Raw genomic sequence first — 26,437 nt, forward strand, 5'->3', positions numbered from 1 at the left:
AAATTAAGGTAACATTTTAAAGGGAAATGTAAAGAAAGTGTAATAATAAAGTTAAAAAATATGAAGTTGATCACAAAAAACTGAGAATTATTACTATTTATAGCGATATTTGGGAGTGATTGAATAAAAAAGAGCAGATAAAAATAGTTTTACCTGCTCTTTTTTCTTTATTAAGAATTATTATTTTTGTGTTTCAAGAGCCGCTTTTAGTTTTTTAATTTTATTACTGCGTCTGATTTTTCTTTCCTCAGCAATAGCAACAAAAGCAAGTAATATAATACAAACAATAGTTGAAGTTTGAAGTGCAACGAATGTGCCTTTCCAACCTGTTAGTCCGAAAATTGGTGTGCCGTCTGCAATCATACCTAAACCTAATTTAGCAAAGCTATCACCAATTAAGTAAGCGAATGTACCTTTGATTCCATCAGCAACCGCAATTGCTTTCTTAGGTACGAAGTTTGTTGCTGAAACACCAATGAGTAATTGTGGACCAAATACAAGGAAGCCAAGTGTAAAGAGTGAACCCACAAAGACAAGGTAGTGTGTAGCGAATTGATAAAATTCTAAAACGAAAATAATCAAGCCTAATGCGACGCAAGCAACTAATGCTCGGCGACCATTTGCTAAGTCGGATAAGTAGCCCCATAAGAATGTTCCCACTAATGCACCAACTTCAAATAATGCAAAACCAGAAGTTGCGACATCTTTTGAGAAACCTAATTTTTCATAACCGTAAACAGGTGACCATTGGTCGATACCAATACGTACGATGTATAAGAAAATGTTCGCAAAACATAAGATCCAAATGATTTTATTTTTAAGAATATAACGAATAAAGATTTGCCATTTGGTTAATTGTTCTTTTTCTGCAATAATATCTTCTTCGCTTGGTGCTTCTTCAAAAATTTCTTCTGCTGTACCTAAGCCATAAGATTCAGGGGAATCAGAACCGTAGCGTAGCCCAATAAAACCAATGATTAAAGCAATGATAGAAGGGAATACGAACATCCCCACAACGTGACCGTCAAAGAATACATTTGCTCCAACAATCGCTACGCCAGCCGCTGCGGCACCACCGACATTGTGAGAAATATTCCAAACACCTAAATAAGACCCACGCTTTTTACGAGGTGTCCATTTTGTAATGGTTGAATAGCTAGATGGTCCACCAGTACTTTGGAAGAAGCCACTTAATCCGTAGAACGCCACCATTAAGTAAAGTGCGATGCTACCACCGCCCATACTTAAACTAAAACCAAGCATACAAAGTGCTGATAAAATCAACATAAATGGTAAGAATTGTTTAGTGTTTTTTCCATCAGCATAATAAGAAACAACCGTTTTACCAATACCGTAAGCCACAGAGAATCCAAGACCGATCATCCCAAGTTCAGTTTTAGTTAAACCATAGGTTTCAATCATATCATTCTGAGCAACGTTAAAATTCTTACGAATTAAATACATTGCTAAATAGCCAAAAAAGACCACAAGGTATGATTGCATAAATGGTTTGAACCACATTTTTCTTCGCTCTTCAACGGGTAGATCCAGCGTTGGCTTGCGAACAGCCTCTAAAAATTTAAACATAAAATGCTTTCCCTTAGATAAAAAAAGGGAGCATTCTGCCTATAAGATTGGGTAAAGACAATAAAAAATAAAAAGGTTTATTAAATTTCGGAACAATGTCATAATTTTTATACATAAATAAATCTATTTTGTTAAAAATGTAAATTTCTACATTTATTTAACCGCTTATTATTCAAAAAAAGAATTCAATCTAAGGAATACCCTATGCAAGACCCAAATTATCAACAAGAATCTGAAAAATACGATAATCCCGTACCCAGCCGAGAATTTATTTTAAACACTATTCGTCAATATGACGCGCCAATGAGCCGTGAAGAATTACTTAAAGCGTTCAATATCGATGATGAAGAACGAATGGAAGGCGTACGTCGTCGCTTACGAGCAATGGAAAATTCAGGGCAACTGATTTTTACGAAACGTAAACGTTATGCGTTACCTGAAAAAATGGATTTACTTAAAGGCACGGTAGTTGGACACCGAGATGGCTACGGTTTTTTAAATGTAGAAGGCGAAGACGATGACTGGTTTATTCCAAATGGACAAATGAGCCGAGTGCTGCACGGCGATTATGTGTTAGCTCAACCAAATGGTAGAGATCGTCGTGGACGTAAAGAAATTCGCATTGTACGAGTGATTGAAGCACGTAAGAAACAGCTTGTAGGACGCTTTTTTGTGGAGTCAGGAGTCGGTTTTGTTGTGCCTGACGATAGCCGAATTACCCAAGATATTTTAATTCCTGATGAACACCGTTTAGGGGCGAGAATGGGGCAAATCGTGGTAGTAGAGTTAAAAGAACGTACAGCCAGTTTTAAACGTCCAATCGGGGTGATCACTGAAATTTTAGGTGAAAATTTAGCACCGGGAATGGAAATTGAGATCGCGTTACGAAATCACGACATTCCTTATGAATGGTCAAAAGAGGTAGAAAAACAGGTCGCAAAACTGAAAGAAGAAGTGCCAGAAGAAGCAAAATTAGGACGTGTTGATTTAAGAGAACTTCCTCTTGTTACCATTGATGGCGAAAGTGCCAGAGATTTTGATGATGCGGTATTCTGTCAAAAAGAAGGCAAAGGTTGGCGTTTATGGGTGGCGATTGCGGACGTAAGTTATTATGTTCGTCCTAAAACTGCTCTTGATTTAGAGGCAATTCAGCGTGGTAACTCGGTTTATTTCCCAAATCGTGTTGTACCAATGTTGCCAGAGGTGCTTTCAAATGGACTTTGCTCGTTAAATCCACAGGTGGATCGCCTTTGTTTAGTGGCGGAAATGACCGTATCGGAAAAAGGAAAATTAACGGGCTATGAGTTTTATGAGGCGGTGATGAATTCTCACGCACGTTTAACCTATACCAAAGTGTGGAAAATGCTACAAGGTGATGAAGACTTACGTGAACGTTATGCACCGCTAGTGCCACATTTAGAAGAATTAAATAATATGTTTAAAGTGCTAACAAAAGCACGTCAAAATCGTGGTGCGATTGAGTTTGATACCATTGAAAATCAATTTATTTTTAACCCAGAAGGACGCATTGAACGCATTGAGCCGTTAATTCGTAATGACGCACATAAAATCATTGAAGAATGTATGATTTTAGCCAATGTTGCCTCAGCAAAATTTATCGAAAAAGCGAATGAACCGTCGTTATATCGTGTTCACGCTTTACCAAGTGAAGAAAAACTTACCAGTTTTAGAACTTTCTTAAAAGAACACGGCTTATTATTAGAAGGTGGCTTAAAACCAACGCCAAAAGATTACGCTAAATTATTAGAAAAAGTGCGTGAACGTCCTGATGCGGAGTTAATCCAAACAATGCTGTTACGTTCTTTAAAACAGGCGGTTTATTCAGCGGATAACGTGGGACATTTTGGATTAGCCTTAACGGAATACGCTCACTTTACCTCGCCAATTCGCCGCTATCCTGATTTATTATTACACCGTGCAATAAAATATTTGGTGGAAAAAGAGAAAGGCAATAAACGTCATTATACAGACGGTGGCGGTTATCATTATAAAATTGATGATATTGATCAGTTTGGCGAAAAATGTTCAGCAACAGAGCGTCGTGCTGATGACGCAACTCGTGAAGTGGCGGATTGGTTGAAATGTGAATATATGCAGGATCACATCGGTGAAGAGTTTGAAGGTGTGATTACTAGCGTAACGGGCTTTGGCTTATTCGTAAAAATTACCGAATTGATGATCGATGGTTTGGTGCATATTTCAACGCTAGACAATGATTACTATCGTTATGACGGCGATCGTCAGCGTTTAGTGGGTGGAAGCGGAATTATTTATCGTTTAGGGGATCAAGTGAAAATCAAAGTTGCTGGTGTAAATTTAGATGATAAAAAAATTGATTTTGTATTACTTGATTCAAAAGGTCGTTCGCTAGGGGATAATAAAGCGAAAAAACCGACTAAGAAAAAATCAAAAAGTAAGAGTAAAAAGGTGTTTAAAGAGGTTAAATCGACCAAACTTAAATCAGCAAAACCAAAGACAACTAAAAGTAGAAAGAAAAAAACCGCTAAAAAGAAAGTATAACGAGCGAGATCTCTATTAAAGTTATGAGAGAGAAAATACTTACTAACTTTGTCAAATTAACTGTTGAAATATGTGGGCATTTATTGAGATAATTGTTTACATATTTGTGGGCGATTTGTAGGAACAAAGTAAAAAAATTAAGTGATTTTTAAAAACACTCCATTAACTTTGCAAAAAATAGAATAAAACAGACCGCTTGTATCTTATTTCAAGCGGTTAGTTTTTTGTAAGAATTTACAAATCGTATTTATATTTAATTAGTTAAAATGATAGGCAGAAAATGGCTGAAAAACGTAATATATTTTTAATTGGGCCAATGGGAGCAGGAAAAAGCACCGTTGGACGCCAACTTGCACAGTTACTCGGAATGGATTTTGTGGATTCTGATACAGAAATCGAGCAACGTGCTGGAGTGGGAATCGACTGGATTTTTGATCTTGAAGGGGAAGAAGGATTTCGCAAAAGAGAAGAAAAGATCATCAATGAATTGACCCAAATGCAAGGCGTAGTGCTTTCAACTGGAGGTGGTACGATTGTATCTAAGGATAACCGTAATATGTTATCGGCTCGTGGTATCGTGATCTACTTAGAAACGACAGTAGATAAACAATATGAGCGTACCATTCGTGATAAAAAACGCCCATTATTACAAAATGATGATCCAAGAGCAGCATTAGAAGCATTGGCAGAAGTGCGTAATCCTCTTTATAAAGAGATTGCGGATATCACATTACCAACAGATCAACAAAGTGCGAAACTAATGGCATCGCATATTATTGATTTAATTGATAATTTATAAAATCAATTAGATATTAGGTGTATGATGATTCAGGTTGATGTAAATACAAAGCAACAAAGTTACCCTATTCGTATAGGGACAGGTTTGCTTGCAAAACCAGAAAATTATGCACCTTTAAAAGCCAATGATAAGGTAATGATTGTTACCAATCCAACGGTGGCTAAACATTACCTTGATACGGTTACACAGGCTTTAACACAACTTGGTTGTCAAGTAGATAGTGTGTTGTTGCCTGATGGCGAAGAATATAAAACCCTAGAAAGTGTCAATTTGATTTTTACGGCTTTGTTAGAGAAAAAACATAGCCGTGATTCTGTTATTATCGCACTGGGTGGCGGTGTGATTGGCGATATGGCAGGTTTTGCTGCGGCAAGTTATCAGCGTGGCATTCGTTTTATGCAGATTCCAACCACGCTACTCGCTCAGGTGGATTCTTCTGTAGGTGGAAAAACAGGCGTCAACCATCAACTGGGCAAGAATATGATAGGGGCTTTTCATCAACCGATCGCCGTTATTATTGATACCAACACGTTATATACCCTGAAAAAACGAGAGTTTTGTTCTGGGCTTGCCGAAGTTATCAAATATGGTGCTATTTTGGATTTGCCTTTTTTTGAGTGGTTGGAACAAAATATGGCTGATTTAATGGCATTAAAACAAACTGCATTACAATATTGTATCCAGCGTTGTTGCCAGCTTAAAGCGGACATTGTGGCAAAAGATGAAACGGAGCAAGGTGAACGTGCCTTGTTAAATTTTGGGCATACTTTTGGACACGCCATAGAAAGTCATTTAGGCTATGGACAATGGCTACACGGTGAAGCAGTGGCAGTTGGGATGTTAGAAGCCGCAGTTTTATCTTCTTTACTGGGAGATTTAACCCAGCAGGATGTCGCTCGTATTGAAAAATTACTGATTCAAGCAGTACTTCCAACCGGATCACCTGAGACAATGCAAGCTACAGATTATCTTGCTTATATGCAACGTGATAAAAAAGTTATAGCCGGAAAATTACGTTTAATTTTGCTTAAACAATTAGGGCAAGCTTATATCTCATCGGATATAACTCAACAACAAATTATTGATTCAATTACCCATTGCTCTCAATCAGCAATTACAACTTATAACGCAAATGAATGTTGAAAAACACCGTCCTTTTTTAAAATGGGCTGGCGGAAAATATCGCTTGATCCCAGAAATCACCAAGCATTTACCGAAAGGAAAATGTTTGGTTGAGCCTTTTGTTGGGGCAGGGTCAGTTTTTCTTAATACGGATTATGAACGTTATTTACTTGCTGATGTAAACCCTGATTTAATCAATCTTTTTAATACTGTTAAAAATGACGTAGATCGTTATGTTGCAGAAGTAGCGGTCATTTTTTCTGATAAATTTGCAAATTCAGATACTTTTTACTATCAACGTCGTCAAGAATTTAATTTATGTGAAGATCCTTTTCGTCGTTCGGTCCTTTTTTTATACCTAAACCGTTTTGGTTTTAATGGATTGTGTCGTTATAACAAAAAGCACCAATATAATGTGCCTTTTGGTGACTATAAACGCCCTTATTTCCCAGAAAAAGAACTCTATTTTTTCTCTAAAAAAGCCCAAAAAGCCCAATTTATTTGTGCTGATTTTGAACAAACTTTTGCTTATTTAGAGAAGCATCCCGATGATTATGTGGTGTATTGCGATCCGCCTTATGCCCCTTTAATTCAAAGTACCAATTTTACGAGTTATTCGAGCGGTGGCTTTAGTATGGGGCAACAGCAGCAGTTGGCAGAATATGCAAAACAGCTCGCAAGTAAAAATACCCCAGTGATGATTTCAAATCACGACACTGTTTTTACTCGTGAAATTTACCAAGAAAGTAAGATTGTTAGCTTTCCTGTGCAACGTTTTATTGGACAAACAACGGAATCTAGAGTTAAAGTTAATGAGCTTTTTGCGTTGTTTACAGCGACAGGCCTTTAAATTATCATTAACCCATTCAATGTAGGGGAACAGTGATGTTAGCAATTTTAAAAAATAACGGCATTTATGCGTTATTAGCTGGGTTATTCTTTATTCTTATCTTGCATTTTAAAGTAAGTTATACCGCAATTCCCGTTATTTTAGGATTATCTGGTTTATATTTTGTCGCACAGCGTCTGAGAAATAAAACATTTGCTATCCAGCCTGAAAATAAGTTATTGATAGGTGCTTTTACGCTTTATTTTGCTTTATTTGTTATCTCTTTAGTGATCAACGATGGTAAGGTAAGAGAATTAGATTTACCCAGCCGAGTATTGATTGTTCTGCCAATATTAACGCTTTTTACAACAATAAAAGTAAAATCACGCTGGATTCTCTTTTCAATACTGATCTCAAGTATGGTCGCAGGTATAGTGGCTATTATTCAGAAATTTTATCTTCATTTACCAAATCCATTCCCACAGCACGGAATCCGTATTCAATCGGGCGATATCGCAATGAGCCTTGCTCTATTTTCTCTTTGCATTACCTGTTACGCTTACCAAATTAAAAATAAACTGTTACTTCTTATTGGTGGTGTTGCATTTTCTTTGGGCTTTATTGCGAGTTTATTGTGTCTTTCTCGTGGGGCGTTAATTGGTTTTATTTTAGGATTAGGGGCAATTTTATTTTTCTATCGCCATTTACTGTCTAAGAAAGCGGTCATTTTTTTTATGATTTTTACCATTTTTTCTGGTGGTGTAAGTTATAAAATAGCGGAGAGTCGCTGGAATAGAGTGAGTCATCAAATTATCCAATGTTTAGAGAAAAATAAGTGTTCTACCTCAATTGGTGCTAGATTGGATATGTATAAAAGTGCGATACGGGGTATCCAACAAAAACCAATTTTTGGTTGGGGTCTTGAGGGTGTTAAAGAGATGCGAAAACAGCACGCTCAACAAGGTTATATTTCTAAAATGGCATCGCAATTTAATCATGCACATAATCAATTTTTGCAAGATTGCTCTGCTCGTGGCATATTGGGATTGTTTGCATTATTGGCTATTTTCTTTGTGCCTATGAGGTTATTTATCAAAGGAATAAAACAAACAAAGAATAGTGTTTCACAACTTTTTGGTGCATTAGGAACAGTACATATTTTATCGACAATGGGTTATTGTTTAACTCAATCTTTTTTATCACATCACTCAGGGAATCTATTTTATTTTGCTACAGTGGTGATACTACTTAGCCTACAACGAGTTACAGCAAAGGAAGATGAAGAATGATATTTAAGCTTTATACAATAATGAGCTATTTGCTACAGCCTTTTATTTTTTTAGAAATGCTAAGACGTAGTATAAAACAGCCTGCATATAGATCGAGATTAAAAGAGCGTTATGCTCTTTATAGTAAACAGAAAAAAGTGACAAAAGGCGGAGTCATTATCCACGCCGCTTCAGTCGGAGAAGTAATCGCTATTACCCCTTTGGTTAAGCATTTGCAAAAACGTTATCCAAATTTACCACTCGTTTTTACTACGGTGACCCCGACAGGTTCGGAGCGAGTCAAAGCCGCTTTCGGCGATACTCTCTCACATTTTTATCTTCCTTATGATTTGCCTATTTTTGTGAAAAAGTACCTCAATTTTATTCAGCCTAAGGCTATTATTGTGGTAGAAACGGAGTTATGGCCTAATTTGATAGCACAGGCACATCAGCAAAAAATTCCTTTTATTATTGCAAATGCTCGTTTGTCACCACGTTCAGCGAAGCGTTATGGTGCGATCAAAAAATGGTTAGCACCAATGTTCAACAATATTGAATTGATTATGGCACAGGATACCGTAAGTGCAGATCGCTATTTAGAATTAGGAGTCAAGCCTCAAAAACTCGTGAATACGGGAAACTTAAAATTTGATTTGAATGTGAATGAGCAACAATATCAAGAAATCAAAGAAACTATTAAAAGTTTAAATATCACAGATCGTCCTATTTGGGTTGCTGGAAGCACTCACGAGGGTGAGGAAACCTTGTTATTGGAAACTCATAAACAGTTGTTAAAAACCTATCCTAACTTAATTTTGATTCTTGTGCCTCGCCACCCAGAACGTTTTAATTCTGTTGCTGAAACCGTTGAGCAGTCAAATTTACATTTTATTCGCCGTTCGGCTAATCAGCCTTTAACAAATGAAACATCGGTGCTACTGGGCGATACAATGGGCGAAATGATGTTATTTTATGGAATGGCTGATATTGCTTTTGTCGGAGGAAGCTTAATTAAGCACGGTGGACATAATCCATTAGAGCCAATTGCTTTTAAAATTCCGGTTATTTCAGGGGGACATACCTATAATTTCACTGAAATTTATGAAAAACTGAAAAACGTAAATGGCTTTATTGAAGTTGCAAGTGATGTGGATAAACTTACCCAAGCGGTCGAATTTTTACTAAAAAATGCAAATGAGCGTCAGCAAATTGGTGAAGCAGGTTTTCAAGTGTTAAAAGAGAATCAGGGAGCTTTACAGCGTCATTTAGATCTACTTAAACCCTATTTAGAGGAAAAAGAATGAAAGTAATTTACGCCGGTACATTTGATCCTATTACCAATGGACATTTAGACCAAATTGAGCGAGCAGCAAAATTATTTAGCAAAGTGATCATTGCAGTGGCAAAAAACCCAACGAAACGACCACTTTTTGAATTAGCACAGCGTGTTGAGCTGGTACAGCAAAGTTTAGTGCATTTACAGAATATTGAAGTGGTTGGTTTTAGTGGTTTATTGATTGATTTAGCCAAAGAGCATCAAACTAACGTGTTAATTCGTGGTATCCGTAGCAGTGATGATGTGGAATATGAAATTCAATTAGCACAGCTTAATGAAAAATTATCCCCAACACTACAAACGCTTTTTTTGCCACCTTCGGTCAATTGGCGATATTTATCTTCAACCCAAGTACGAGAAATTTATTATCATCAAGGTGACGTGAGTCAGTTCGTTCCTACCGTTGTAAATCAGGCTTTATTAGAGAAGTGTTGATACAAGATCTTTTCTAATTTAGCGTATTAAATCACGCTATTTTAGAAAGGATCATTTTTATGATCACATTTAACTTAACGCAAAACAAGGTTGCTCAAAATACAACCAGCATAAATCCACGTATTAAAATATAACTTAACCTATTGTTTTTATTGTTATTTTATAAAACCATCTTTTTTATTCTCAATTAGTTATTCGATCTACCACATAGTTATCCACATCAAGTGGGGATAAATAGATCTTGTGTATAAAACAGAAGGGTTGGATAAAAAGATCGTATTGGTATAGCAATATTTAGCTTAAATAAAGCACATAAAAAGGATCTTTTTGTTGAGTTGATGATCTTTTATAACCTCAATGTTCGCAAAAATAAGATCTTTATAAAACAAGAAGTTAATAAGATTCTGCACAGCTATTCATAAAGAGTTATACTGTTATCCACAGCATTATCTACATCTAATGTGGATAGTTTGCATAATAAAAAATAGGTACTTGAGCTTATCTTTGGCGGTATAAAAAAGCGTTAATATTAGATAGAAATCTATATATTAAGTCTGATTACTGGCTTGTTGTTGGCGTTAGCAAGTTTGCTTGTGTATATCTGCACATTGCTTTATAAAATTGAATGGAGAGCGGTTAAATAACCTGTACATAAAGAGGATATACCCAAGCAGGTTTGTTGATGTGTTTCCTGCATTTTAGTTTAGATTTCTATTCGCTTTTATCAACCAATAAAAAAGCGGTTAAATTTGCAAAACTTATTACAAATTTAACCGCTTAAAACCAGCTTTTTATCTTAAAGTAAGATATTTGCGAATAATAATCCAAAACCTAAGCTGAATGCCATACTTAATAAGCCTGGAAGCATAAAGCTGTGGTTAAAGATGAATTTACCAATGCGTGTCGTACCAGTGCTATCGAAGTCGATTGACGCAATGATTGGACCATAGTTTGGAATGAAGAAGTAACCATTAACTGCGACGAATGTACCAATTAAAATTGGTGCTGGAATGCCTAATGCGATACCGATTGGGAATAAAGTTGCTACTGTTGCTCCTTGGCTGTTTACCAATACTGATAATACGAATAATGCGAAAGCAAATGCCCAAGGTGCAGTTTCAACCAAGCCTGATACTGCTGTCTTAACTTCCACTAAGTGACCGTGCATTAAGGTATCACCCATCCAAGCAACCCCGAATACTGCGATGACGGCACGCATACCTGCGTGGAATACAGAACCTTTTGTGATAGCGTGGTTATCTGGTTTACAGGTTAAGATAATCAATGCACCTACCGCTAACATTACCATTTCAATGGTGTGTGCCATGCCTAATGTTTTGCCATCAAATACTGGGCGTAATGATGGGAATGTACCCATAATTACGACAAGTAATGCACCGAATAGGAATAATGCCACAGACGTTTTTGCGGTTGGCGTTACTTCCATTTCATCTAAGTTGATATCAGCGTGATTTTCTTTTACATATTCAGGATCTTGTAACAGTTTTTGATAATGTGGGTCATCTTTTAACTCTTTTCCCATTTTATTTACAAAAACACAAGCAAGCGCTAAACCTAAAATTGTTGAAGGAATCGTGACACCTAAAACGCTTCCTAATGTGATATTTTGTGGTTCTAAGAATGCAACCACTGCCACAACTGCTGCTGCGATAGGGCTTGCTACAATAGCAAATTGTGATGCGATTACAGCCATTGAAAGTGGACGCTCAGGACGAACACCATTATGACGGCTTACTTCTGCAATTACGGGTAATACTGAATAAGCAACGTGTCCTGTTCCTGCTAAGAATGTGAAAATATAAGTAACGGCTGGGGCAACGAAAGTGATGTATTTTGGATTTTTACGTAAGATTTTTGTTGCGATTTTGATCATATAATCTAAACCACCTGCGGCTTGCATTGCTGCCGCTGCTGAAACTACCGCCATAATCATTAACATGACATCAATCGGTGGCGAAGTTGGTACTAAACCAAATACAAAGGCTAAAATAATTAAACCGATACCGCCGAATACACCTAAACCGATACCTCCTGCTCTTGCACCAAGCAAGATACACACTAAAACAATTAAAAATTGAATGAGAAACATTGCACTCATAAGAACCTCCAAAGGTAATGAAATAAAAATAAACTGAACGGATTATAATTATTGCATTTATAGATAGCAATAAATACCTTGAAACTCTATAATCTAGATCAAGATAATTTTTTATACATATCAATAGGAAAAGTTATGCAGTTTTCAAAAATGCACGGACTCGGCAATGATTTTATGGTTATTGATGGCGTAACTCAAAATATTTACCTTACGCCAGAGCTTATTCGAAAGTGGGCTGACCGTCATTGTGGTATTGGTTTTGATCAACTTTTACTCGTTGAACCGCCCTATGATCCTGAATTAGATTTTCATTATCGTATTTTTAATGCGGATGGTTCAGAAGTATCGCAATGTGGGAATGGGGCTAGATGTTTTGCTCGTTTTGTGACGTTAAAAAGTTTAACAAATAAAAAAGAAATAAAAGTTAGCACAGCAAAAGGCAAAATGACGTTATTTTTACAAGATAACGGTGATATTCGTGTCAATATGGGGCAACCGATTTGGGAGCCTACTCAAATTCCTTTTATTGCGAATCGATTTGAAAAAAACTACTTACTTTTAACGGATATTCAAACAGTGATTTGTGGCGTGGTATCAATGGGCAATCCTCATTGTGTGCTACAAGTCGATAACGTTGAAACAGCGAATGTAAAAAGATTAGGTGCATTACTTGAAAAACACGAACGTTTTCCTGAAAAAACTAATGTTGGCTTTATGCAAGTGCTGACTCGCAATCATATTAAATTACGGGTTTATGAACGTGGTGCAGGCGAAACCCAAGCTTGTGGCAGTGGTGCTTGTGGGGCTGTTGCTGTGGGAATTATGCAAGGTGTACTTGATCGTAGTGTAAAAGTAGAACTGCGAGGCGGTAGCTTACAAATTGAATGGAAAGGAGAGGGATACGATCTCTTTATGACAGGCAGTGCCACCCACGTTTATGACGGAAATATAAATTTTTAATTAAAGGTTAAGAATAATGATAACAAATTTAACCCCTTTTCATACATTTCATTTGAACGCCAGTGCAAAACAGATTATTGAAGTTGGCTCAGTAAAGAAATTATTGATTGAATGGCGAAATACTTTACCTCCTAAATTATTATTAGGACAAGGTAGCAACGTCCTTTTTTTAAAGGATTTTAGTGGGACTATTTTCATCAATCGTTTGAAAGGAATTACGCATCATCAAGATGCTGACTTTCACTATTTACAGGTAGCTGGTGGAGAAAACTGGCACGAGTTTGTAAAATGGACACTCGACAATAATATTGCTGGTTTAGAGAATCTAGCTTTAATTCCTGGTTGTGTCGGCTCATCACCCATTCAAAATATTGGGGCGTACGGTGTGGAAATTGAGCAGGTGTGTGATTATGTGGAAGTGCTTGATTTAACTACTGGTAAGCAATTTTGTTTAACCAAAGATGAATGTCAATTTGGATATCGTGAAAGTATTTTTAAACATCAATACAAAGATAATTATGCGATTATCGGCGTAGGTTTTAAGCTACCAAAAGCGTGGCAGCCAAAATTAAATTATGGTTCACTTGATCAATTTGATCCACAAACCGTTACGCCACGTCAAATTTTTGACGAAGTGTGTCGAGTAAGAATGGAAAAATTGCCAAATCCTGATGAATACGGAAACGCAGGCAGTTTCTTTAAAAACCCAGTGGTTGAATTTGCAAAATTTGAAAAAATTCAGACCGCTTATCCTTTTGTTCCATACTATCCACAAGCTGATGGCTCAGTAAAATTACCAGCGGGTTGGTTGATTGACCAATGTCATTTAAAAGGTTTTAAAATGGGCGGAGCAATGGTTCACCTTAAACAGGCACTTGTGATTATTAACACGGGTAAAGCAACAGGGGATGACATTGTGGCATTAGCCAAAGAAGTACGTAAACAAGTGCGTGATAGATTTGGTATAGAAATTACCCCTGAAGTCCGTTTTATTGGTGCTGAGGGAGAAGTAGATAGTGAGCAAATAACACGATGACTCTGTCAGCCTCTCTTATTCAATCTCAATTAACTCAGGGCGAGTTATATTTGTTTGATGAGTTAGATTCTACCAATGAATATTTAGTTACTCATTGTAAAAATTTACCAAAAGGCTCAATTTGTATTGCTAAAACTCAAACCGCAGGGCGTGGCAGACGTGGACGAAATTGGGTTGCCCCTGTTGGTAATCTTAATTATTCATTAAGCTGGCATTACCCAAGAAAGGTTCATTTAGTTCTTCCTCCACTAAGTTTAATTGTCGGCTTAATGGTTATTGAAAGTTTGCAACAACAGGGCGTGAAAGATCTGAGTATAAAATGGCCAAATGATATTTACCATCAAGGTAAAAAAGCTGGAGGCATTTTAATTGAGCTAAACACAACGCCCTCTCATCTTCATTTAGTGATGGGAATTGGACTAAATCTTGCACCAATTAACGAAAGCAGTATTGATCAGCCCGTGAGCGATTTATCGCAATATCAGGTTGATTTGAATCAGCTTATAATTTATTTAACGGCGAAATTACAGAAAATGCTCACTGATTATCCTCAAACTGGATTTCAGCCCTATTATGCAATGTGGCAGAGTTATGATTTGTTTTTTCAACAAGAAGTTTCTGTGATCACGGAATCGCTCGTTTACTCTGGCATTTCACAAGGTATCAACGAACAAGGCGAACTTTTACTACAACAGCAAAATCAAATTAAGCATTTTGCAATAGGGGAAGTGTCGTTGAGAAAAGTGTAAAGAATTGATAGAAAGGTGTTCATACGCCAAAACAAAAAATTTTGGCGTATTTTTTATCTTTGTGTTATCACCTTTCTAATGTATTGATTCGTATTATTCTATCTATTTCAAAAACTCTAACCCATATTGATATAAGGCATTTTTCTTATAACCAAAAATTTCAGCAACCAATCCAGCTGCTTTTTTCAAAGGCAATTCTTGGGTAAGTAACGTTAGAGCCTTTATGGCTTGAGGAGAGAACTCCTCTGAGCTATCTTCTGGTTTTCCTTCCACGATCAAGACAATTTCGCCTTTGGTTCGATTATTTTCCGCACTCAGCCATTCGATCAGTTGCGGTAAATTATCGCCGTGAATGGTTTCCCACGTTTTGGTAATTTCTCTGGCGATCACAACATAGCGTTCATCGCCAAATACTTTTTGCATATCGCTCAACGAATCTAAAATTCGGTGGGTGGATTCATAAAAAATAAGAGTGCGAGAGTCATCTTTCAATGCCTCTAATTTATCACAACGCCCCTTTGTTTTGGCAGGTAAAAAGCCTTCAAAGCTGAAACGATTTGATGCAACACCTGCGGCACTTAGAGCGGTAATTGCTGCACAAGCACCTGGAATTGGAATGACTTGAATACCTTGTTGTTTACATTCACGCACCAGATGAAAACCTGGATCGCTGATTAACGGTGTACCAGCGTCAGAAATTAAGGCAATATTTAAGCCTTGTTGTAGCTTTTCAACAAGCACGCTCGCTTTTTGTTGCTCATTGTGATCGTGTAATGCAAAGAAAGGTTTTTTGATACCATAATGGCTTAATAATAATCCGCTATGACGAGTATCTTCGGCGGCGATAAGGTCAGCTTCTTCAAGGGTTGAAATCGCTCTGTGGGTAATATCATTAAGGTTTCCAATCGGTGTAGCAACGATGTATAATTTACCGAATTGTTGTGGGTTGTGATCGTTTTTCATTTGATTTTCGCTCATTAGCTAAGTAATATCTGCACTAATCTTTCTATAAAGGAATGCTATATGTTAAATAAAGTATCAACTATTCTAGTACAAAACCCTAGATTAAAACAGAAAATAAAAGCAACTTTTGTTCCAACAGCAATGGCATTGTTTCTTTCAGCCTGTACTGGTGGTGGATTTTTTCAGAATGAAGTGACACAATCTTTACAACAAGAGGCTTATTCAAGCTCTGAATTTTATGTGCGCAAAGCGGCTCAAAGCCAAGACCAAGAAACGCAACAGAGCTACCGTTTATTAGCAATTCGTAAACTACTTGATGAAAATAAATTAGTGGAAGCAAAAAATATGTTTGCGACACTTTCTCGTGAATTTAATGAGATTCAGAAAATTGAATATCAACTAGTTTCTGCCCGTTTTTATGTAATGCAACATAATACGGATAAAGCAAACTCACTATTAAGAAGCATACCCTTAGCTGAATTAAGCAATACGGAAATGAAACGCTATTATACTATTTTAGCGAGCATTGCCGAAAGCAATCAGGATTTAATGGGAGCAATTAGAACTCATATTCTGTTAGAAAAATATTTAACTAATTCCCAAACCGTTCAACAAAATAATAATAAAATTTGGGAACTATTAAGAAAATCTAATCCACAAATGTTAGCACAAAGCAATGTGAAAGCGGGTGAACGATCACTTGCTGGCTGGTTAAGTTTAATTAAGTTATATAACGATAATTTATCGCAACCAGCAATGTTGCCACAGGCAATTTCTCAGTGGAAATCATACTATCCAAGCCACAGTGCTTCGTTATTATTACCAACAGAATTAAAATCATTAACCTCTTTCCAAACCACACAATTTAGTAATATTTCATTATTATTACCATTAAGTGGCAATTTGAAATTCTTAGGGGAAATTATTCAGCAAGGATTCAATGACGCACGTAGTAATAGTGGTGATAATTTCACAACAGTGCATATTCTAGATAGTAATTCAGCACCTTTGGATCAATTAGTACAACAAGCAAAATCACTTGGTTCGCAAGCGATTATTGGCCCTTTACTCAAATCGAAAGTGGATGAAATGCTAAGTTATAGTGATCTAAATGGATTAAGCGTACTCACCTTAAATGCAACCAATAGTTCACGCTCACGAGCCAAAGTTTGTTATTACGGGCTAGCTCCAGAAGCAGAGGCACATTCCGCAGCGAATAAGATTTATCACGATAATATTTCACAGGTTGTCGTTGTTGTGCCAAATGATGATTTTGGACGCCGTTCAGCCAATGCGTTTAGTACTCGCTGGCGTAAACTCACAAATAGCGATGCAAGTGTACAATATTATAATCAAGCGATTGATATCGTGAATAAATTACAAGGAATGCAAGGCAGAGCGGTTTACTTCTTAGGAACAGCAGAACAACTTCTTGAAGCCAAAGAAGCCTTAGAAGGTTCAGAACTTGCTGGAAAATTTGCGATTTATAGCTCATCTCGTAGCAATTCGCCAAATAATAACACTGATTTTAAAGCAACAATGGAAGGCATTAAATTTAGTGAAATTCCTTTACTTGCAAAACAACAAAATTTAGCAGAACAATTTAAAAAAGCACGTAGAATTGCGAATAACGATTATTCAATGATGCGTTTATATGCAATGGGGGCTGATGCTTGGTTACTTATCAATAATTTCAATGAATTAAGTCAAATTCCTGATTTCAGCGTAGAAGGCTTAACAGGGGAATTAAAATCGAGTGTTGGTTGTCATATTGAACGTGAAATGCAATGGCTACAATATCAAGGTGGCAATATCGTGTTAGAAAACACGGAGCAAAGTATCACAGAAACTGATACGCCTGATTTCAACACACCTGATTTTAATAACTAAGGTGCGTAGTCAAGGGGATGTTTTTGAACAAAAAGCCCGTTTATTCTTAGAGAAAAATGGGCTGAAATTTGTTGCCGCTAACCAATTTTTTAAGTGTGGTGAGCTAGATTTAATTATGAAACAAGGAACAACCTTTGTCTTTGTTGAGGTTCGTCAACGTAAAAATGCCAAATTTGGCAGTGCGGTTGAAAGTATTAGTTATAGTAAGCAACAAAAATGGTTAAATGCAGCCAATTTATGGCTTGCAAGCAAAGGATTAAGCCTTGATACGGCGGATTGCCGTTTTGACGTTGTTGCCTTTGAAGGTACTAATTCTCCTTTATGGATTGAAAATTTTTTAGATTAAATTTGCAAATTCTTAATAAAAAATAACCGCTTATTTTCGGATAAAAATGAACAATGTTACAAAAAATTCAAGATAAATTTTCAGAGAGTATTCAGATTCAGATTGCATCATCAGAATTGCTACCACCAGTGATTTTAAAAGCCGCTGAAAGAATAGTTGAGTGCTTACTTAATGGTAATAAAATCATTGTTTGTGGCTACGGGCGTTCCTATGGCAATGCACAATTGCTGGTGAGCCATTTGTCGCACCGTTATGAACTGGCTCGTCCAAGTTTTGCAAGTGTTTTGCTTAGCTTTGAAGGGATCAGTGCCACAATGTCATCACAAGATAATGAAATCAATTTATTGTATAAAAAACAGTTACAAGCAATCGCTAAAGATGGCGATATTTTGGTTGCTTTTTCGCCTTTTGGAAATGAAGAAATTGTCTTAAATGCGATTTATAGTGCAGTAAATGAAAATTTAGGTATTATAGCCTTCACGAGTAGTCATAATGATCACACAAAAGGATTATTAACCAAGAACGACACTGAAATTGTAATCCCTTCTAATAATGAAATGCGAATTGTAGAGGGGCATTTATTTAGTCTAAATCTACTGTGTGAAACCATAGATTCATTACTTTTTTCTTAATGTTATTCAAATAAGGAAGATATTATGTTTAACGCTTTATTCAAAAAAACTTTTCTTAAAAAATTAGGTGCTGCCACCTTATTTTCTGTGAGTGTGATCTCTCTACAAGGCTGTGTTACTGCGGCTGTGGTAGGGACTGTTGCTGCGGTTACTGCTGTAACCAAAGTGGCGACCGACCCTAGAACGACAGGGGTTCAAGTTGATGATGAAACCTTAGAAGAGAAAATCCGTATTCGATTAAATCGTGATTCTCAATTAAAAGAAGAAACACGTATTGAAATCGTTTCTTATAATGGTAATGTGCTACTAACTGGACAAGCACCAGATGTGATGGCGGTGAATACAGCACAAAATATTGTTGCTGGCGTTGATGGTGTAAAAAATATCTATAATGAAATTCGTATTGGTAGAAAAATCACTGTAGGACGTATCGCAAAAGATAGTTTACTGACTGCACAAGCAAAAACCGAGTTATTAAGAAATGTTTCTGTGAAAAGTTCAAATGTGAAAATCTACACAGAAAATGCAGAAGTTTTCTTAATGGGTAAAGTCACTCAAAGCCAAGCTAAAATTGTTGTTGATATCGTTCGCCATATTAAAGGTGTGAAAAAAGTTATCACTGCATTTGATTACGTTAAGTAAGCGTAAAACCAGTGATGATTGAAGCTGATCGTATTATTAGTGCCTCGCCTAAATTAGAGGAAGAGGCAATAGATCGTGCTATTCGCCCTAAATTACTGAGCGACTATATCGGACAAGCCAGTGTTCGAGAGCAAATGCACATTTTTATCCAAGCCGCTAAAATGCGACAAGATGCTCTTGATCACTTGCTCATTTTTGGCCCTCCAGGTTTAGGGAAAACCACCTTAGCGAATATTGTCGCTAATGAAATGGGGGTTAATCTTAGAACGACTTCAGGGCCCGTTCTAGAAAAAGCGGGTGATTTGGCGGCAATGCTGACTAATCTTGAGCCTTACGATGTACTATTCATTGATGAAATTCATCGTTTGTCTCCTGCTATTGAAGAAATTTTATATCCGGCAATGGAAGATTATCAGCTTGATATTATGATTGGCGAAGGTCCTGCTGCGCGTTCTATTAAATTGGATTTACCGCCTTTCACCCTTGTGGGGGCAACCACCAGAGCGGGTTCATTAACCTCGCCATTGCGTGATCGTTTTGGGATAGTGCAGCGTTTAGAATTCTATTCTGTGGCAGACTTAACCTCAATTGTTAGTCGTAGTGCGGCTTGTTTAAACCTTACTTTATCAGAAGAGGCTGCAATAGAAATTGCGTGTCGTTCTCGGGGTACACCCCGAATTGCGAACCGTTTACTTCGTCGAGTGCGTGATTTTGCGGATGTAAAAAATAGCGGTGTCATTTCCAAAGAGATTGCTCAACAAGCCTTACAAATGCTTGATGTTGATCCTAAAGGCTTTGATTTTATGGATAGAAAATTATTGCTTGCCGTCATCGAACGCTTCGATGGCGGACCGGTTGGTCTAGACAACCTCGCTGCCGCTATCGGTGAAGAGCGAGATACCATCGAAGATGTATTAGAGCCTTATTTAATTCAGCAGGGCTTTTTACAACGCACTCCAAGAGGACGAGTCGCGACTCTTAAAACGTATAGCCATTTTGGGTTACAGCAAGATTAAATTATATTGAACAAATAAGGCAAACCTTGTTTCTTCGGAATATTTTAATATTATTTCAAACAGTAAACTCAAGGCTCGTATCAATGAAATGAGTAGAATACGAAGCGGTCATTTAATTTTCAATTTTTGCAAATTTTAGAAAATAAATGACCGCTTTATTTGATCCCTGAGCTTGTCGAAGGGAAACTCTTATGCTTCGATGGTTCGACAGGCTCACCAACCGCAAACCCAATAACTGAGCTTCAAAAAATTATTTACGAATAAAATACAAATCCCATACACCGTGTCCGAGATTTTTTCCACGTTCTTCAAACTTGGTTAAAGGACGAAAATCAGGGCGTGGAATATAATTGTTGGTTGGCGATTGATTTGCTAACTCGCTGTCAAACTGTTGCAATACTTCTAACATATGCTCAGCATAATTTTCCCAGTCGGTTGCAAAATGGATAAAACCACAAGCGGTCAATTTTTGTAAAATTCTTACAATAAATTCTGGTTGTACAATACGGCGTTTATGGTGTTTAGTTTTATGCCAAGGATCAGGGAAGTAAAGCTGTAAACCGGCTAGGGAATGATCGGCGATACTATCACGCAGAATTTCCGTTGCGTCGTGGCAAATCACACGCAAGTTTTTCACTTGTTTTTCAACTGCATAGGCAATACACGCCCCCACACCTGGTGTATGTACTTCAATACCGATATAATTTTTATCCGGATTTTGCTCCGCCATTTCTACCAGCGATTTACCCATTCCAAAACCAATTTCTAATACCACAGGATTATCGTTGCCAAAAATTGCTTTGAAATCAAAAGGTTCTGCTTGATAATCTAAGCCCATTGTTGCCCAGTTTTCATTCATCATATTACGCTGACGTTCACTTAAACGCCCTGTGCGTAACACAAAACTACGCACTTTGCGTTTATAACGTCCATCTTCGGTAAATTCGGCTTGTTCTACTGTTTTACGTTTTTTATCTGCTAATGTTTGTTGAGTCATTTTATATATTTATTGTTATTTAATTAAAATCGAACAAGGGCTGAACCCCAAGTTAAACCGCCACCAAAGGCTTCTAATAATAAAAGTTGTCCACGTTGAATACGTCCATCACGCACCGCTTCATCAAGGGCGGCAGGCACTGAGGCTGCAGAAGTGTTGCCGTGTCGATCAAGGGTAATCACCACTTGTTCTAATCCCATTTTTAATTTTTTCGCAGTCGCAGAAATAATGCGTAAATTCGCTTGATGTGGGATCAACCAGTCAATATCGCCACGCTCTAATTGATTATGGTTCAAGGTTTCTTCCACCACATTTGCCAGCTCACGCACTGCAATTTTGAAGGTGTCATTGCCTTGCATTTCTACATAAGCAGGATCGCTTTCAACGATACGTGCTTGATTTTCTAGGGATAAAACGTTGGCACTTTTGCCCGTTGCGTGTAAGTGGGTCGATAAAATCCCCGCCTCTTCTGAGGACTCTAAAATTACCGCACCCGCACCGTCGCCAAATAAAATCACCGTCGTGCGATCATTTGGATCTAACGCACGAGAGAATAAATCTGAACCGATTACTAAGGCTTTTTTCACTTGCCCTGTTTTAATAAATTGATCCGCAACACTTAACCCATATACAAATCCAGAACAAGCAGCTGCTAAATCAAAACAAATCGCGTCATCAATATCCAACATTTGTTGCACTTGGCACGCTGAACTTGGAAATGCGTGGCTTGATGTGGTGGTCGCTACAATAATCAAACCGATTTCATTCGGATCGATATTTGCCATTGCTAAGGCTTTTTTCGCCGCTTCACAGCCCATTGTTGCAACGGTTTCATTATCCGCTGCAATGCGACGTTCTTTAATCCCTGTTCGTTGAGTGATCCACTCATCAGAGGTCTCAACCATCTGTTCAAGCTCGTGATTAGTACGAACTTTGGCAGGTAAATAGCTACCTGTTGCGAGAATTTTGCTATACATATTTTTCTCTAAAATGTTAAAAGTCAAAGTTTTGCAATTCTAACAAGAATTAGGGGGGTTGGGAATGATTTATGCGAAGAATTAGGTTAAAACTAAAAGGGCTGATTTCTATACAATACAGAAATCAGCCCCTTTTTCGTGTTCTTATTTAATCGTGTTTTAAGGCTGTATAGCCAATGAATGCAAATCCAAAATTACTATTGTGCCAATAATTTCAATAATCATTTTAATCCCCTTATAACCGTTTTGTTTTCTTAATTAACTTCATTATTCTAAGTTTCTAGGTTGTGATTATCAACTTTTTTACCATTACATATTTTCTAATTGTTATAAAAATAAAATATTTTCCTACCCACAATCATTGTTTCCCCCTATTAAATTAAAAGGGTTCTTTTGTGTGTAAAATTTGGTAAAATCATTGCAAAATTTGACCGCTTACAAATTAACAATAGGAACAGACTATGACAAAACATTATGATTATTTAGCTATCGGTGGTGGTAGCGGTGGTATTGCTTCAATCAACCGTGCGGCAAGCTATGGCAAAAAATGTGCGATTATTGAGGCACAAGATTTAGGTGGTACTTGCGTGAACGTGGGCTGTGTGCCGAAAAAAGTGATGTGGCACGGGGCTCAAATTGCGGAAGCAATTAAACTTTATGCACCTGATTATGGTTTCAATGTTGATTTGAAAGACTTTGATTTTTCAAAATTGATCGAAAGCCGTCAAGCTTATATCGGACGTATTCATCAATCTTATAACAATGTGTTAGCAAAAAATAATATCGATGTGATCAATGGTTTTGCGAAATTTGTGAATAAAAATACCGTTGAAGTGAACGGCGAACAAATCACAGCGGATCATATTTTGATCGCAACGGGTGGTCGTCCAACACGTCCAAATATTAAAGGGGCGGAACACGGTATCGATTCTAACGGTTTCTTTGAATTAACCGAATTACCAAAACGTGTAGCTGTGGTGGGTGCAGGTTATATTGCCGTAGAACTTGCAGGCGTATTAAACAGCTTAGGGGCTGAGGCTCATTTATTCGTGCGTAAACACGCACCATTACGTACTTTTGACCCATTCATTGTGGATACGTTATTAGAAGTGTTAGCCCAAGACGGCATTCAATTACACACCCAAGCAATCCCACAAGAAGTAGTTAAAAATGCAGACGGTTCAGTAACCTTAAAATTAGAAGACGGTCGTGAGCAAACTGTTGATTGCTTAATTTGGGCAATCGGTCGTCAGCCAGCAACGGACGTGATCAACCTTGAAGCAACAGGCGTGGAAACAAACGCACGTGGCTTTATCAAAGTGGATAAATTCCAAAACACCAACGTGGAAGGCATTTATGCGGTCGGCGATATTATCGAAGGTGGCGTGGAATTAACCCCTGTGGCAGTGGCAGCGGGACGTCGTTTATCTGAGCGTTTATTCAATAACAAACCAAACGAGCATTTAGATTACAGCTTAATCCCAACAGTGGTATTCAGTCACCCAGCAATTGGTACGATCGGTTTAACTGAGCCACAAGCGATTGAGCAATATGGCGAAGAAAATGTGAAAGTTTATACTTCATCATTTACGGCAATGTACACCGCTGTAACCCAACACCGTCAGCCTTGCAGAATGAAACTGATTTGTGCGGGTGAAGATGAGAAAATCGTCGGCTTACACGGTATCGGTTTTGGTGTGGATGAGATGATTCAAGGCTTTGCGGTTGCAATCAAAATGGGTGCAACAAAAGCAGACTTTGATAACACAGTGGCAATCCACCCAACAGGTTCGGAAGAATTTGTAACAATGCGTTAAATAAATGGGCTGAATAGTCAGCCCTCTATTTAAAATTATCAGAATTGGTTTTTTTCTGGTTTTTTGAATTATAAATTTAAGGTATTTGAAGCGGTAATATTTTTTATAAATATTACCGTTTTTTGTTTTTAGTTATAACAATAACGAGTTACCGCTGTAAGCTCTATTTTAATTTGACTGCCGTGCCGAAAGCGAGAATTTCACAGCTGTTAGCTGAAATACTGTTGGTTGTAAAACGAACGCCGATGACGGCATCTGCATTTTTTTCTTTGGCAGAGGATAATAACCGTTGTAATGCTTCCTCCCTTGATTCTGCCAATAATGCCGTATATGAGGTTATTTCTCCACCAATAAGTTGCCTTAATGCAGCCATTATGTCATGACCGATATGCTTCGATTTTACGACATTACCAAAAACAATATCGATGACAGTATCAATTTCTCTGTTTGGAATCGTTTCTAAGGTTGAATAAAGCATAGATGAGCTCCTTAATAATATAAGTGGATGATATTTATCAATATTATAATATTAAATTGGGCGGTTCAAGATGATTATGTCATCCCTTGAAACAGAAAATAACGAGGAGGCTGAATTTGTTTTTTAGACAAAAAAATAGCCCCAAATATTTGAGGCTATAAAAATGAATTTATCACAAACTATTCATCAATTAGTGAACACCGTGCATACGTTTTTTCAAGAAATTAGACATTGCTAAGATGATAACTGCCGCACCTACTGGGATAATAGTAAAGAGTAGGAAGAACCCTGATAATCCCATCATTTCATTTAATGAGTCGATCGAGCTTGCGGTGTAACCTGATAATAAGTTACCGATAAATGACGCGAATAACCACACACCGAACATTAAACCAATTAAACGTCTTGGAGATAATTTACTTACATAAGATAAGCCGATTGGTGATAAGCAAAGTTCACCCATTGTGTGTAAGAAGTAAGCCGCGATTAACCAGAACATGGATACTGACGCTTCTGCCACACCTGATTTAATACTCATTGAACCGTAGGCTAAGAAACCAAATCCAGCACCTAGTAATACCATTGCAATCGCAAATTTCACTGGACCTGATGGATTGAATTTTGTATCCCAAATTTTAGAAATTAACGGGGCAAATGCGATGATAAAGAATGAGTTTAAAATACCAAACCAAGATGCTGGTACTTCAATTTGATCTGTTGAGCTGAATTCACCGTATAATTTCCAGATTACGATAGCCCAAATAATCACAAAGCTCGCCATTAAGAAGCTATTTGAAAGTGAAATTTTTGAGAAAGTCTGTTTCACCAGTAAGCCTAAAACCCAAGTTACGATGATGACAGGTACAACGGTTAAGAAGAAGTTTACCCATACAAAAAGGGTTGCCCATTCGCCGGTTAGCACACGTTGCGTATAGTCTTTTGCGAAGATGGTCATTGATGAACCCGCTTGTTCAAACGCCCACCAGAAAACAATGGTAAATATTGCAAAAACACTGACAGCAATTAAGCGATCTTTTTCTTTTGTAGTAAGAGATTCTTTTTCTACCGCTTTATTTTCGGTATGTTTAACCGCTTTTTTGTGTAGTGAACCGATTTCTCCAAATAATGCTTTTGAGAAGTAGAATTGAAGTAAACCGAATAACATAAAGATACCCGCTAAACCGAAGCCATAAGACCAGCCCACCGTTTCACCTACATAACCACAAAGCATAATACCTAAGAATGCACCTGCATTGATACCCATATAGAAAATGGTGTAAGCACTGTCTTTTTTAGATTCTTTTTTGTAAAGATCGCCCACCATTGTTGAGATATTTGGCTTAAATAGACCGTTACCTAATACAAGCAAGGTTAAACCAAGATAGAATGACCATTGTCCCACAAATTCAAACGCAAGGGATAAATGCCCTAAGGTCATTAAAAATGCACCGCCAACAATCGCGGTTCTTGCCCCTGTTAAACGGTCAGCGATATAACCACCAATTAACGGTGTGAAGTAAACTAATGAGCTATACCACGCATATAAAACACCCGCATCTTCACGAGACCAAGCCCAACCACCTTCATCAAGGGCTGAAACTAAGAAAAGTACTAATAATGCACGCATTCCGTAGTAACTGAAACGCTCCCACATTTCTGTGAAAAATAATACAAACAATCCCGCAGGGTGATTTAATACCTTAGGATCGATTTTTTTGTCGACTGTAATTTCTGACATCATTTAACTCCTAATAATTGTAAATTTCCGTAAACTAGCGTTTTTTCTTATGAAAAACAAGGAAAAAATTGATTTTTTCTGTATAAATTAGAGGGAGATCACATTTTTTTCACAAGCATAATTTTTTATTAAAAATCACAACATTTTTACAAAAATAAAC

The 26,437-nt window shown here is 37.3% G+C and carries 23 protein-coding genes; 16 read left to right on the plus strand and 7 right to left on the minus strand.

Annotation, left to right across the window (positions count from 1 at the left end):
- Positions 1-180 precede the first annotated feature (180 nt).
- On the minus strand, positions 181-1,587 hold the full coding sequence (uhpT, locus tag DYE60_RS08380) for a hexose-6-phosphate:phosphate antiporter (protein ID WP_115316145.1): 1,407 nt from the start codon (positions 1,585-1,587) through the stop codon (positions 181-183).
- A 204-nt stretch (positions 1,588-1,791) separates the two neighbouring features.
- On the opposite strand from uhpT, the gene rnr reads away from it, so the two are divergent.
- From rnr to coaD, 7 genes are all read left to right on the plus strand, one after another.
- Complete coding sequence (rnr, locus tag DYE60_RS08385) at positions 1,792-4,128, plus strand: ribonuclease R (RefSeq protein WP_115316146.1); 2,337 nt, start codon at positions 1,792-1,794, stop codon at positions 4,126-4,128.
- 280 nt (positions 4,129-4,408) lie between these two features.
- Positions 4,409-4,927, plus strand: coding sequence for a shikimate kinase AroK (aroK, locus tag DYE60_RS08390; RefSeq protein ID WP_115316147.1), 519 nt, complete (start codon positions 4,409-4,411; stop codon positions 4,925-4,927).
- A gap of 24 nt (positions 4,928-4,951) precedes the next feature.
- Positions 4,952-6,070 carry a 3-dehydroquinate synthase gene (aroB, locus tag DYE60_RS08395; protein ID WP_115316148.1) on the plus strand — a complete coding sequence of 373 codons (1,119 nt, stop codon included), beginning with the start codon at positions 4,952-4,954 and terminating at the stop codon, positions 6,068-6,070.
- Entirely contained in the window at positions 6,060-6,899 is an 840-nt protein-coding gene (locus DYE60_RS08400; RefSeq protein ID WP_115316149.1) for a Dam family site-specific DNA-(adenine-N6)-methyltransferase, read from the plus strand. The genes aroB and DYE60_RS08400 overlap by 11 nt, the downstream gene beginning before the upstream one ends.
- 35 nt (positions 6,900-6,934) lie before the next feature.
- Positions 6,935-8,167 carry an O-antigen ligase family protein gene (locus tag DYE60_RS08405; RefSeq protein ID WP_115316150.1) on the plus strand — a complete coding sequence of 411 codons (1,233 nt, stop codon included), beginning with the start codon at positions 6,935-6,937 and terminating at the stop codon, positions 8,165-8,167.
- On the plus strand, positions 8,164-9,450 hold the full coding sequence (gene waaA, locus DYE60_RS08410; protein WP_115316151.1) for a lipid IV(A) 3-deoxy-D-manno-octulosonic acid transferase: 1,287 nt from the start codon (positions 8,164-8,166) through the stop codon (positions 9,448-9,450). The genes DYE60_RS08405 and waaA overlap by 4 nt, the downstream gene beginning before the upstream one ends.
- Positions 9,447-9,917, plus strand: a complete 471-nt coding sequence (coaD, locus tag DYE60_RS08415; protein WP_115316152.1) for a pantetheine-phosphate adenylyltransferase — start codon at positions 9,447-9,449, stop codon at positions 9,915-9,917. The genes waaA and coaD overlap by 4 nt, the downstream gene beginning before the upstream one ends.
- A gap of 796 nt (positions 9,918-10,713) precedes the next feature.
- On the opposite strand, the gene DYE60_RS08420 is transcribed toward coaD, so the two are convergent.
- Positions 10,714-12,036, minus strand: a complete 1,323-nt coding sequence (locus DYE60_RS08420; RefSeq protein WP_115316153.1) for an anaerobic C4-dicarboxylate transporter — start codon at positions 12,034-12,036, stop codon at positions 10,714-10,716.
- 135 nt (positions 12,037-12,171) lie between these two features.
- Between DYE60_RS08420 and dapF the strand changes: the two genes are divergently transcribed.
- From dapF to DYE60_RS08435, 3 genes are read left to right on the plus strand one after another with little or no spacing between them, the layout of a single operon-like run.
- Positions 12,172-12,996 (plus strand): diaminopimelate epimerase, encoded by an 825-nt coding sequence (gene dapF, locus DYE60_RS08425; RefSeq protein WP_115316154.1) that lies wholly within the window; start codon positions 12,172-12,174, stop codon positions 12,994-12,996.
- Positions 12,997-13,012: 16 nt separating this feature from the next.
- Positions 13,013-14,032 carry a UDP-N-acetylmuramate dehydrogenase gene (gene murB, locus DYE60_RS08430; RefSeq protein WP_115316155.1) on the plus strand — a complete coding sequence of 340 codons (1,020 nt, stop codon included), beginning with the start codon at positions 13,013-13,015 and terminating at the stop codon, positions 14,030-14,032.
- Positions 14,029-14,781, plus strand: a complete 753-nt coding sequence (locus tag DYE60_RS08435; protein WP_115316156.1) for a biotin--[acetyl-CoA-carboxylase] ligase — start codon at positions 14,029-14,031, stop codon at positions 14,779-14,781. Before murB ends, DYE60_RS08435 begins: the two co-directional genes overlap by 4 nt.
- Positions 14,782-14,883: 102 nt before the next feature.
- Here DYE60_RS08435 and rsmI read toward each other — a convergent pair whose 3' ends face one another.
- Complete coding sequence (gene rsmI / locus DYE60_RS08440) at positions 14,884-15,744, minus strand: 16S rRNA (cytidine(1402)-2'-O)-methyltransferase (protein ID WP_115316157.1); 861 nt, start codon at positions 15,742-15,744, stop codon at positions 14,884-14,886.
- A 60-nt stretch (positions 15,745-15,804) separates the two neighbouring features.
- On the opposite strand from rsmI, the gene DYE60_RS08445 reads away from it, so the two are divergent.
- The 5 genes from DYE60_RS08445 to ruvB are packed head-to-tail and all read left to right on the plus strand — an operon-like array spanning position 15,805 to position 20,270.
- Positions 15,805-17,634 carry a penicillin-binding protein activator gene (locus tag DYE60_RS08445; RefSeq protein ID WP_115316158.1) on the plus strand — a complete coding sequence of 610 codons (1,830 nt, stop codon included), beginning with the start codon at positions 15,805-15,807 and terminating at the stop codon, positions 17,632-17,634.
- Complete coding sequence (locus DYE60_RS08450; RefSeq protein ID WP_115316159.1) at positions 17,618-17,980, plus strand: YraN family protein; 363 nt, start codon at positions 17,618-17,620, stop codon at positions 17,978-17,980. The genes DYE60_RS08445 and DYE60_RS08450 overlap by 17 nt, the downstream gene beginning before the upstream one ends.
- 53 nt (positions 17,981-18,033) lie before the next feature.
- Positions 18,034-18,612 carry a D-sedoheptulose-7-phosphate isomerase gene (locus DYE60_RS08455; protein WP_115316160.1) on the plus strand — a complete coding sequence of 193 codons (579 nt, stop codon included), beginning with the start codon at positions 18,034-18,036 and terminating at the stop codon, positions 18,610-18,612.
- A 24-nt stretch (positions 18,613-18,636) separates the two neighbouring features.
- Entirely contained in the window at positions 18,637-19,254 is a 618-nt protein-coding gene (gene dolP, locus DYE60_RS08460; RefSeq protein WP_115316161.1) for a division/outer membrane stress-associated lipid-binding lipoprotein, read from the plus strand.
- A 14-nt stretch (positions 19,255-19,268) separates the two neighbouring features.
- Positions 19,269-20,270, plus strand: coding sequence for a Holliday junction branch migration DNA helicase RuvB (gene ruvB / locus DYE60_RS08465; RefSeq protein ID WP_115316162.1), 1,002 nt, complete (start codon positions 19,269-19,271; stop codon positions 20,268-20,270).
- A 250-nt stretch (positions 20,271-20,520) separates the two neighbouring features.
- Here the strand turns inward: ruvB and trmB are convergent, their stop codons facing one another.
- Positions 20,521-21,267 carry a tRNA (guanosine(46)-N7)-methyltransferase TrmB gene (gene trmB / locus DYE60_RS08470; RefSeq protein WP_115316163.1) on the minus strand — a complete coding sequence of 249 codons (747 nt, stop codon included), beginning with the start codon at positions 21,265-21,267 and terminating at the stop codon, positions 20,521-20,523.
- A gap of 23 nt (positions 21,268-21,290) precedes the next feature.
- Positions 21,291-22,244, minus strand: a complete 954-nt coding sequence (locus DYE60_RS08475; RefSeq protein ID WP_115316164.1) for a beta-ketoacyl-ACP synthase III — start codon at positions 22,242-22,244, stop codon at positions 21,291-21,293.
- Positions 22,245-22,705: 461 nt separating this feature from the next.
- Between DYE60_RS08475 and gorA the strand changes: the two genes are divergently transcribed.
- Complete coding sequence (gene gorA, locus DYE60_RS08480) at positions 22,706-24,061, plus strand: glutathione-disulfide reductase (RefSeq protein ID WP_115316165.1); 1,356 nt, start codon at positions 22,706-22,708, stop codon at positions 24,059-24,061.
- Between the two features lie 163 nt (positions 24,062-24,224).
- On the opposite strand, the gene DYE60_RS08485 is transcribed toward gorA, so the two are convergent.
- Positions 24,225-24,539, minus strand: a complete 315-nt coding sequence (locus tag DYE60_RS08485) for a heavy metal-binding domain-containing protein (protein ID WP_115316166.1) — start codon at positions 24,537-24,539, stop codon at positions 24,225-24,227.
- A gap of 190 nt (positions 24,540-24,729) precedes the next feature.
- Positions 24,730-26,280 (minus strand): peptide MFS transporter, encoded by a 1,551-nt coding sequence (locus tag DYE60_RS08490; RefSeq protein WP_115316167.1) that lies wholly within the window; start codon positions 26,278-26,280, stop codon positions 24,730-24,732.
- Between the last annotated feature and the right edge of the window lie 157 nt (positions 26,281-26,437).

It is taken from the genome of Phocoenobacter uteri (assembly GCF_900454895.1).
Classification (GTDB): domain Bacteria; phylum Pseudomonadota; class Gammaproteobacteria; order Enterobacterales; family Pasteurellaceae; genus Phocoenobacter; species Phocoenobacter uteri.

Excerpts from the sequence above, each read along its gene's own strand:
- uhpT (WP_115316145.1), bottom strand. The coding sequence starts at position 1,587 with ATGTTTAAATTTTTAGAGGCTGTTCGCAAGCCAACGCTGGATCTACCC.
- rnr (WP_115316146.1), top strand. The coding sequence starts at position 1,792 with ATGCAAGACCCAAATTATCAACAAGAATCTGAAAAATACGATAATCCC.
- aroK (WP_115316147.1), top strand. The coding sequence starts at position 4,409 with ATGGCTGAAAAACGTAATATATTTTTAATTGGGCCAATGGGAGCAGGA.
- aroB (WP_115316148.1), top strand. The coding sequence starts at position 4,952 with ATGATTCAGGTTGATGTAAATACAAAGCAACAAAGTTACCCTATTCGT.
- DYE60_RS08400 (WP_115316149.1), top strand. The coding sequence starts at position 6,060 with ATGAATGTTGAAAAACACCGTCCTTTTTTAAAATGGGCTGGCGGAAAA.
- DYE60_RS08405 (WP_115316150.1), top strand. The coding sequence starts at position 6,935 with ATGTTAGCAATTTTAAAAAATAACGGCATTTATGCGTTATTAGCTGGG.
- waaA (WP_115316151.1), top strand. The coding sequence starts at position 8,164 with ATGATATTTAAGCTTTATACAATAATGAGCTATTTGCTACAGCCTTTT.
- coaD (WP_115316152.1), top strand. The coding sequence starts at position 9,447 with ATGAAAGTAATTTACGCCGGTACATTTGATCCTATTACCAATGGACAT.
- DYE60_RS08420 (WP_115316153.1), bottom strand. The coding sequence starts at position 12,036 with ATGAGTGCAATGTTTCTCATTCAATTTTTAATTGTTTTAGTGTGTATC.
- dapF (WP_115316154.1), top strand. The coding sequence starts at position 12,172 with ATGCAGTTTTCAAAAATGCACGGACTCGGCAATGATTTTATGGTTATT.
- murB (WP_115316155.1), top strand. The coding sequence starts at position 13,013 with ATGATAACAAATTTAACCCCTTTTCATACATTTCATTTGAACGCCAGT.
- DYE60_RS08435 (WP_115316156.1), top strand. The coding sequence starts at position 14,029 with ATGACTCTGTCAGCCTCTCTTATTCAATCTCAATTAACTCAGGGCGAG.
- rsmI (WP_115316157.1), bottom strand. The coding sequence starts at position 15,744 with ATGAAAAACGATCACAACCCACAACAATTCGGTAAATTATACATCGTT.
- DYE60_RS08445 (WP_115316158.1), top strand. The coding sequence starts at position 15,805 with ATGTTAAATAAAGTATCAACTATTCTAGTACAAAACCCTAGATTAAAA.
- DYE60_RS08455 (WP_115316160.1), top strand. The coding sequence starts at position 18,034 with ATGTTACAAAAAATTCAAGATAAATTTTCAGAGAGTATTCAGATTCAG.
- dolP (WP_115316161.1), top strand. The coding sequence starts at position 18,637 with ATGTTTAACGCTTTATTCAAAAAAACTTTTCTTAAAAAATTAGGTGCT.
- ruvB (WP_115316162.1), top strand. The coding sequence starts at position 19,269 with ATGATTGAAGCTGATCGTATTATTAGTGCCTCGCCTAAATTAGAGGAA.
- trmB (WP_115316163.1), bottom strand. The coding sequence starts at position 21,267 with ATGACTCAACAAACATTAGCAGATAAAAAACGTAAAACAGTAGAACAA.
- DYE60_RS08475 (WP_115316164.1), bottom strand. The coding sequence starts at position 22,244 with ATGTATAGCAAAATTCTCGCAACAGGTAGCTATTTACCTGCCAAAGTT.
- gorA (WP_115316165.1), top strand. The coding sequence starts at position 22,706 with ATGACAAAACATTATGATTATTTAGCTATCGGTGGTGGTAGCGGTGGT.
- DYE60_RS08485 (WP_115316166.1), bottom strand. The coding sequence starts at position 24,539 with ATGCTTTATTCAACCTTAGAAACGATTCCAAACAGAGAAATTGATACT.
- DYE60_RS08490 (WP_115316167.1), bottom strand. The coding sequence starts at position 26,280 with ATGATGTCAGAAATTACAGTCGACAAAAAAATCGATCCTAAGGTATTA.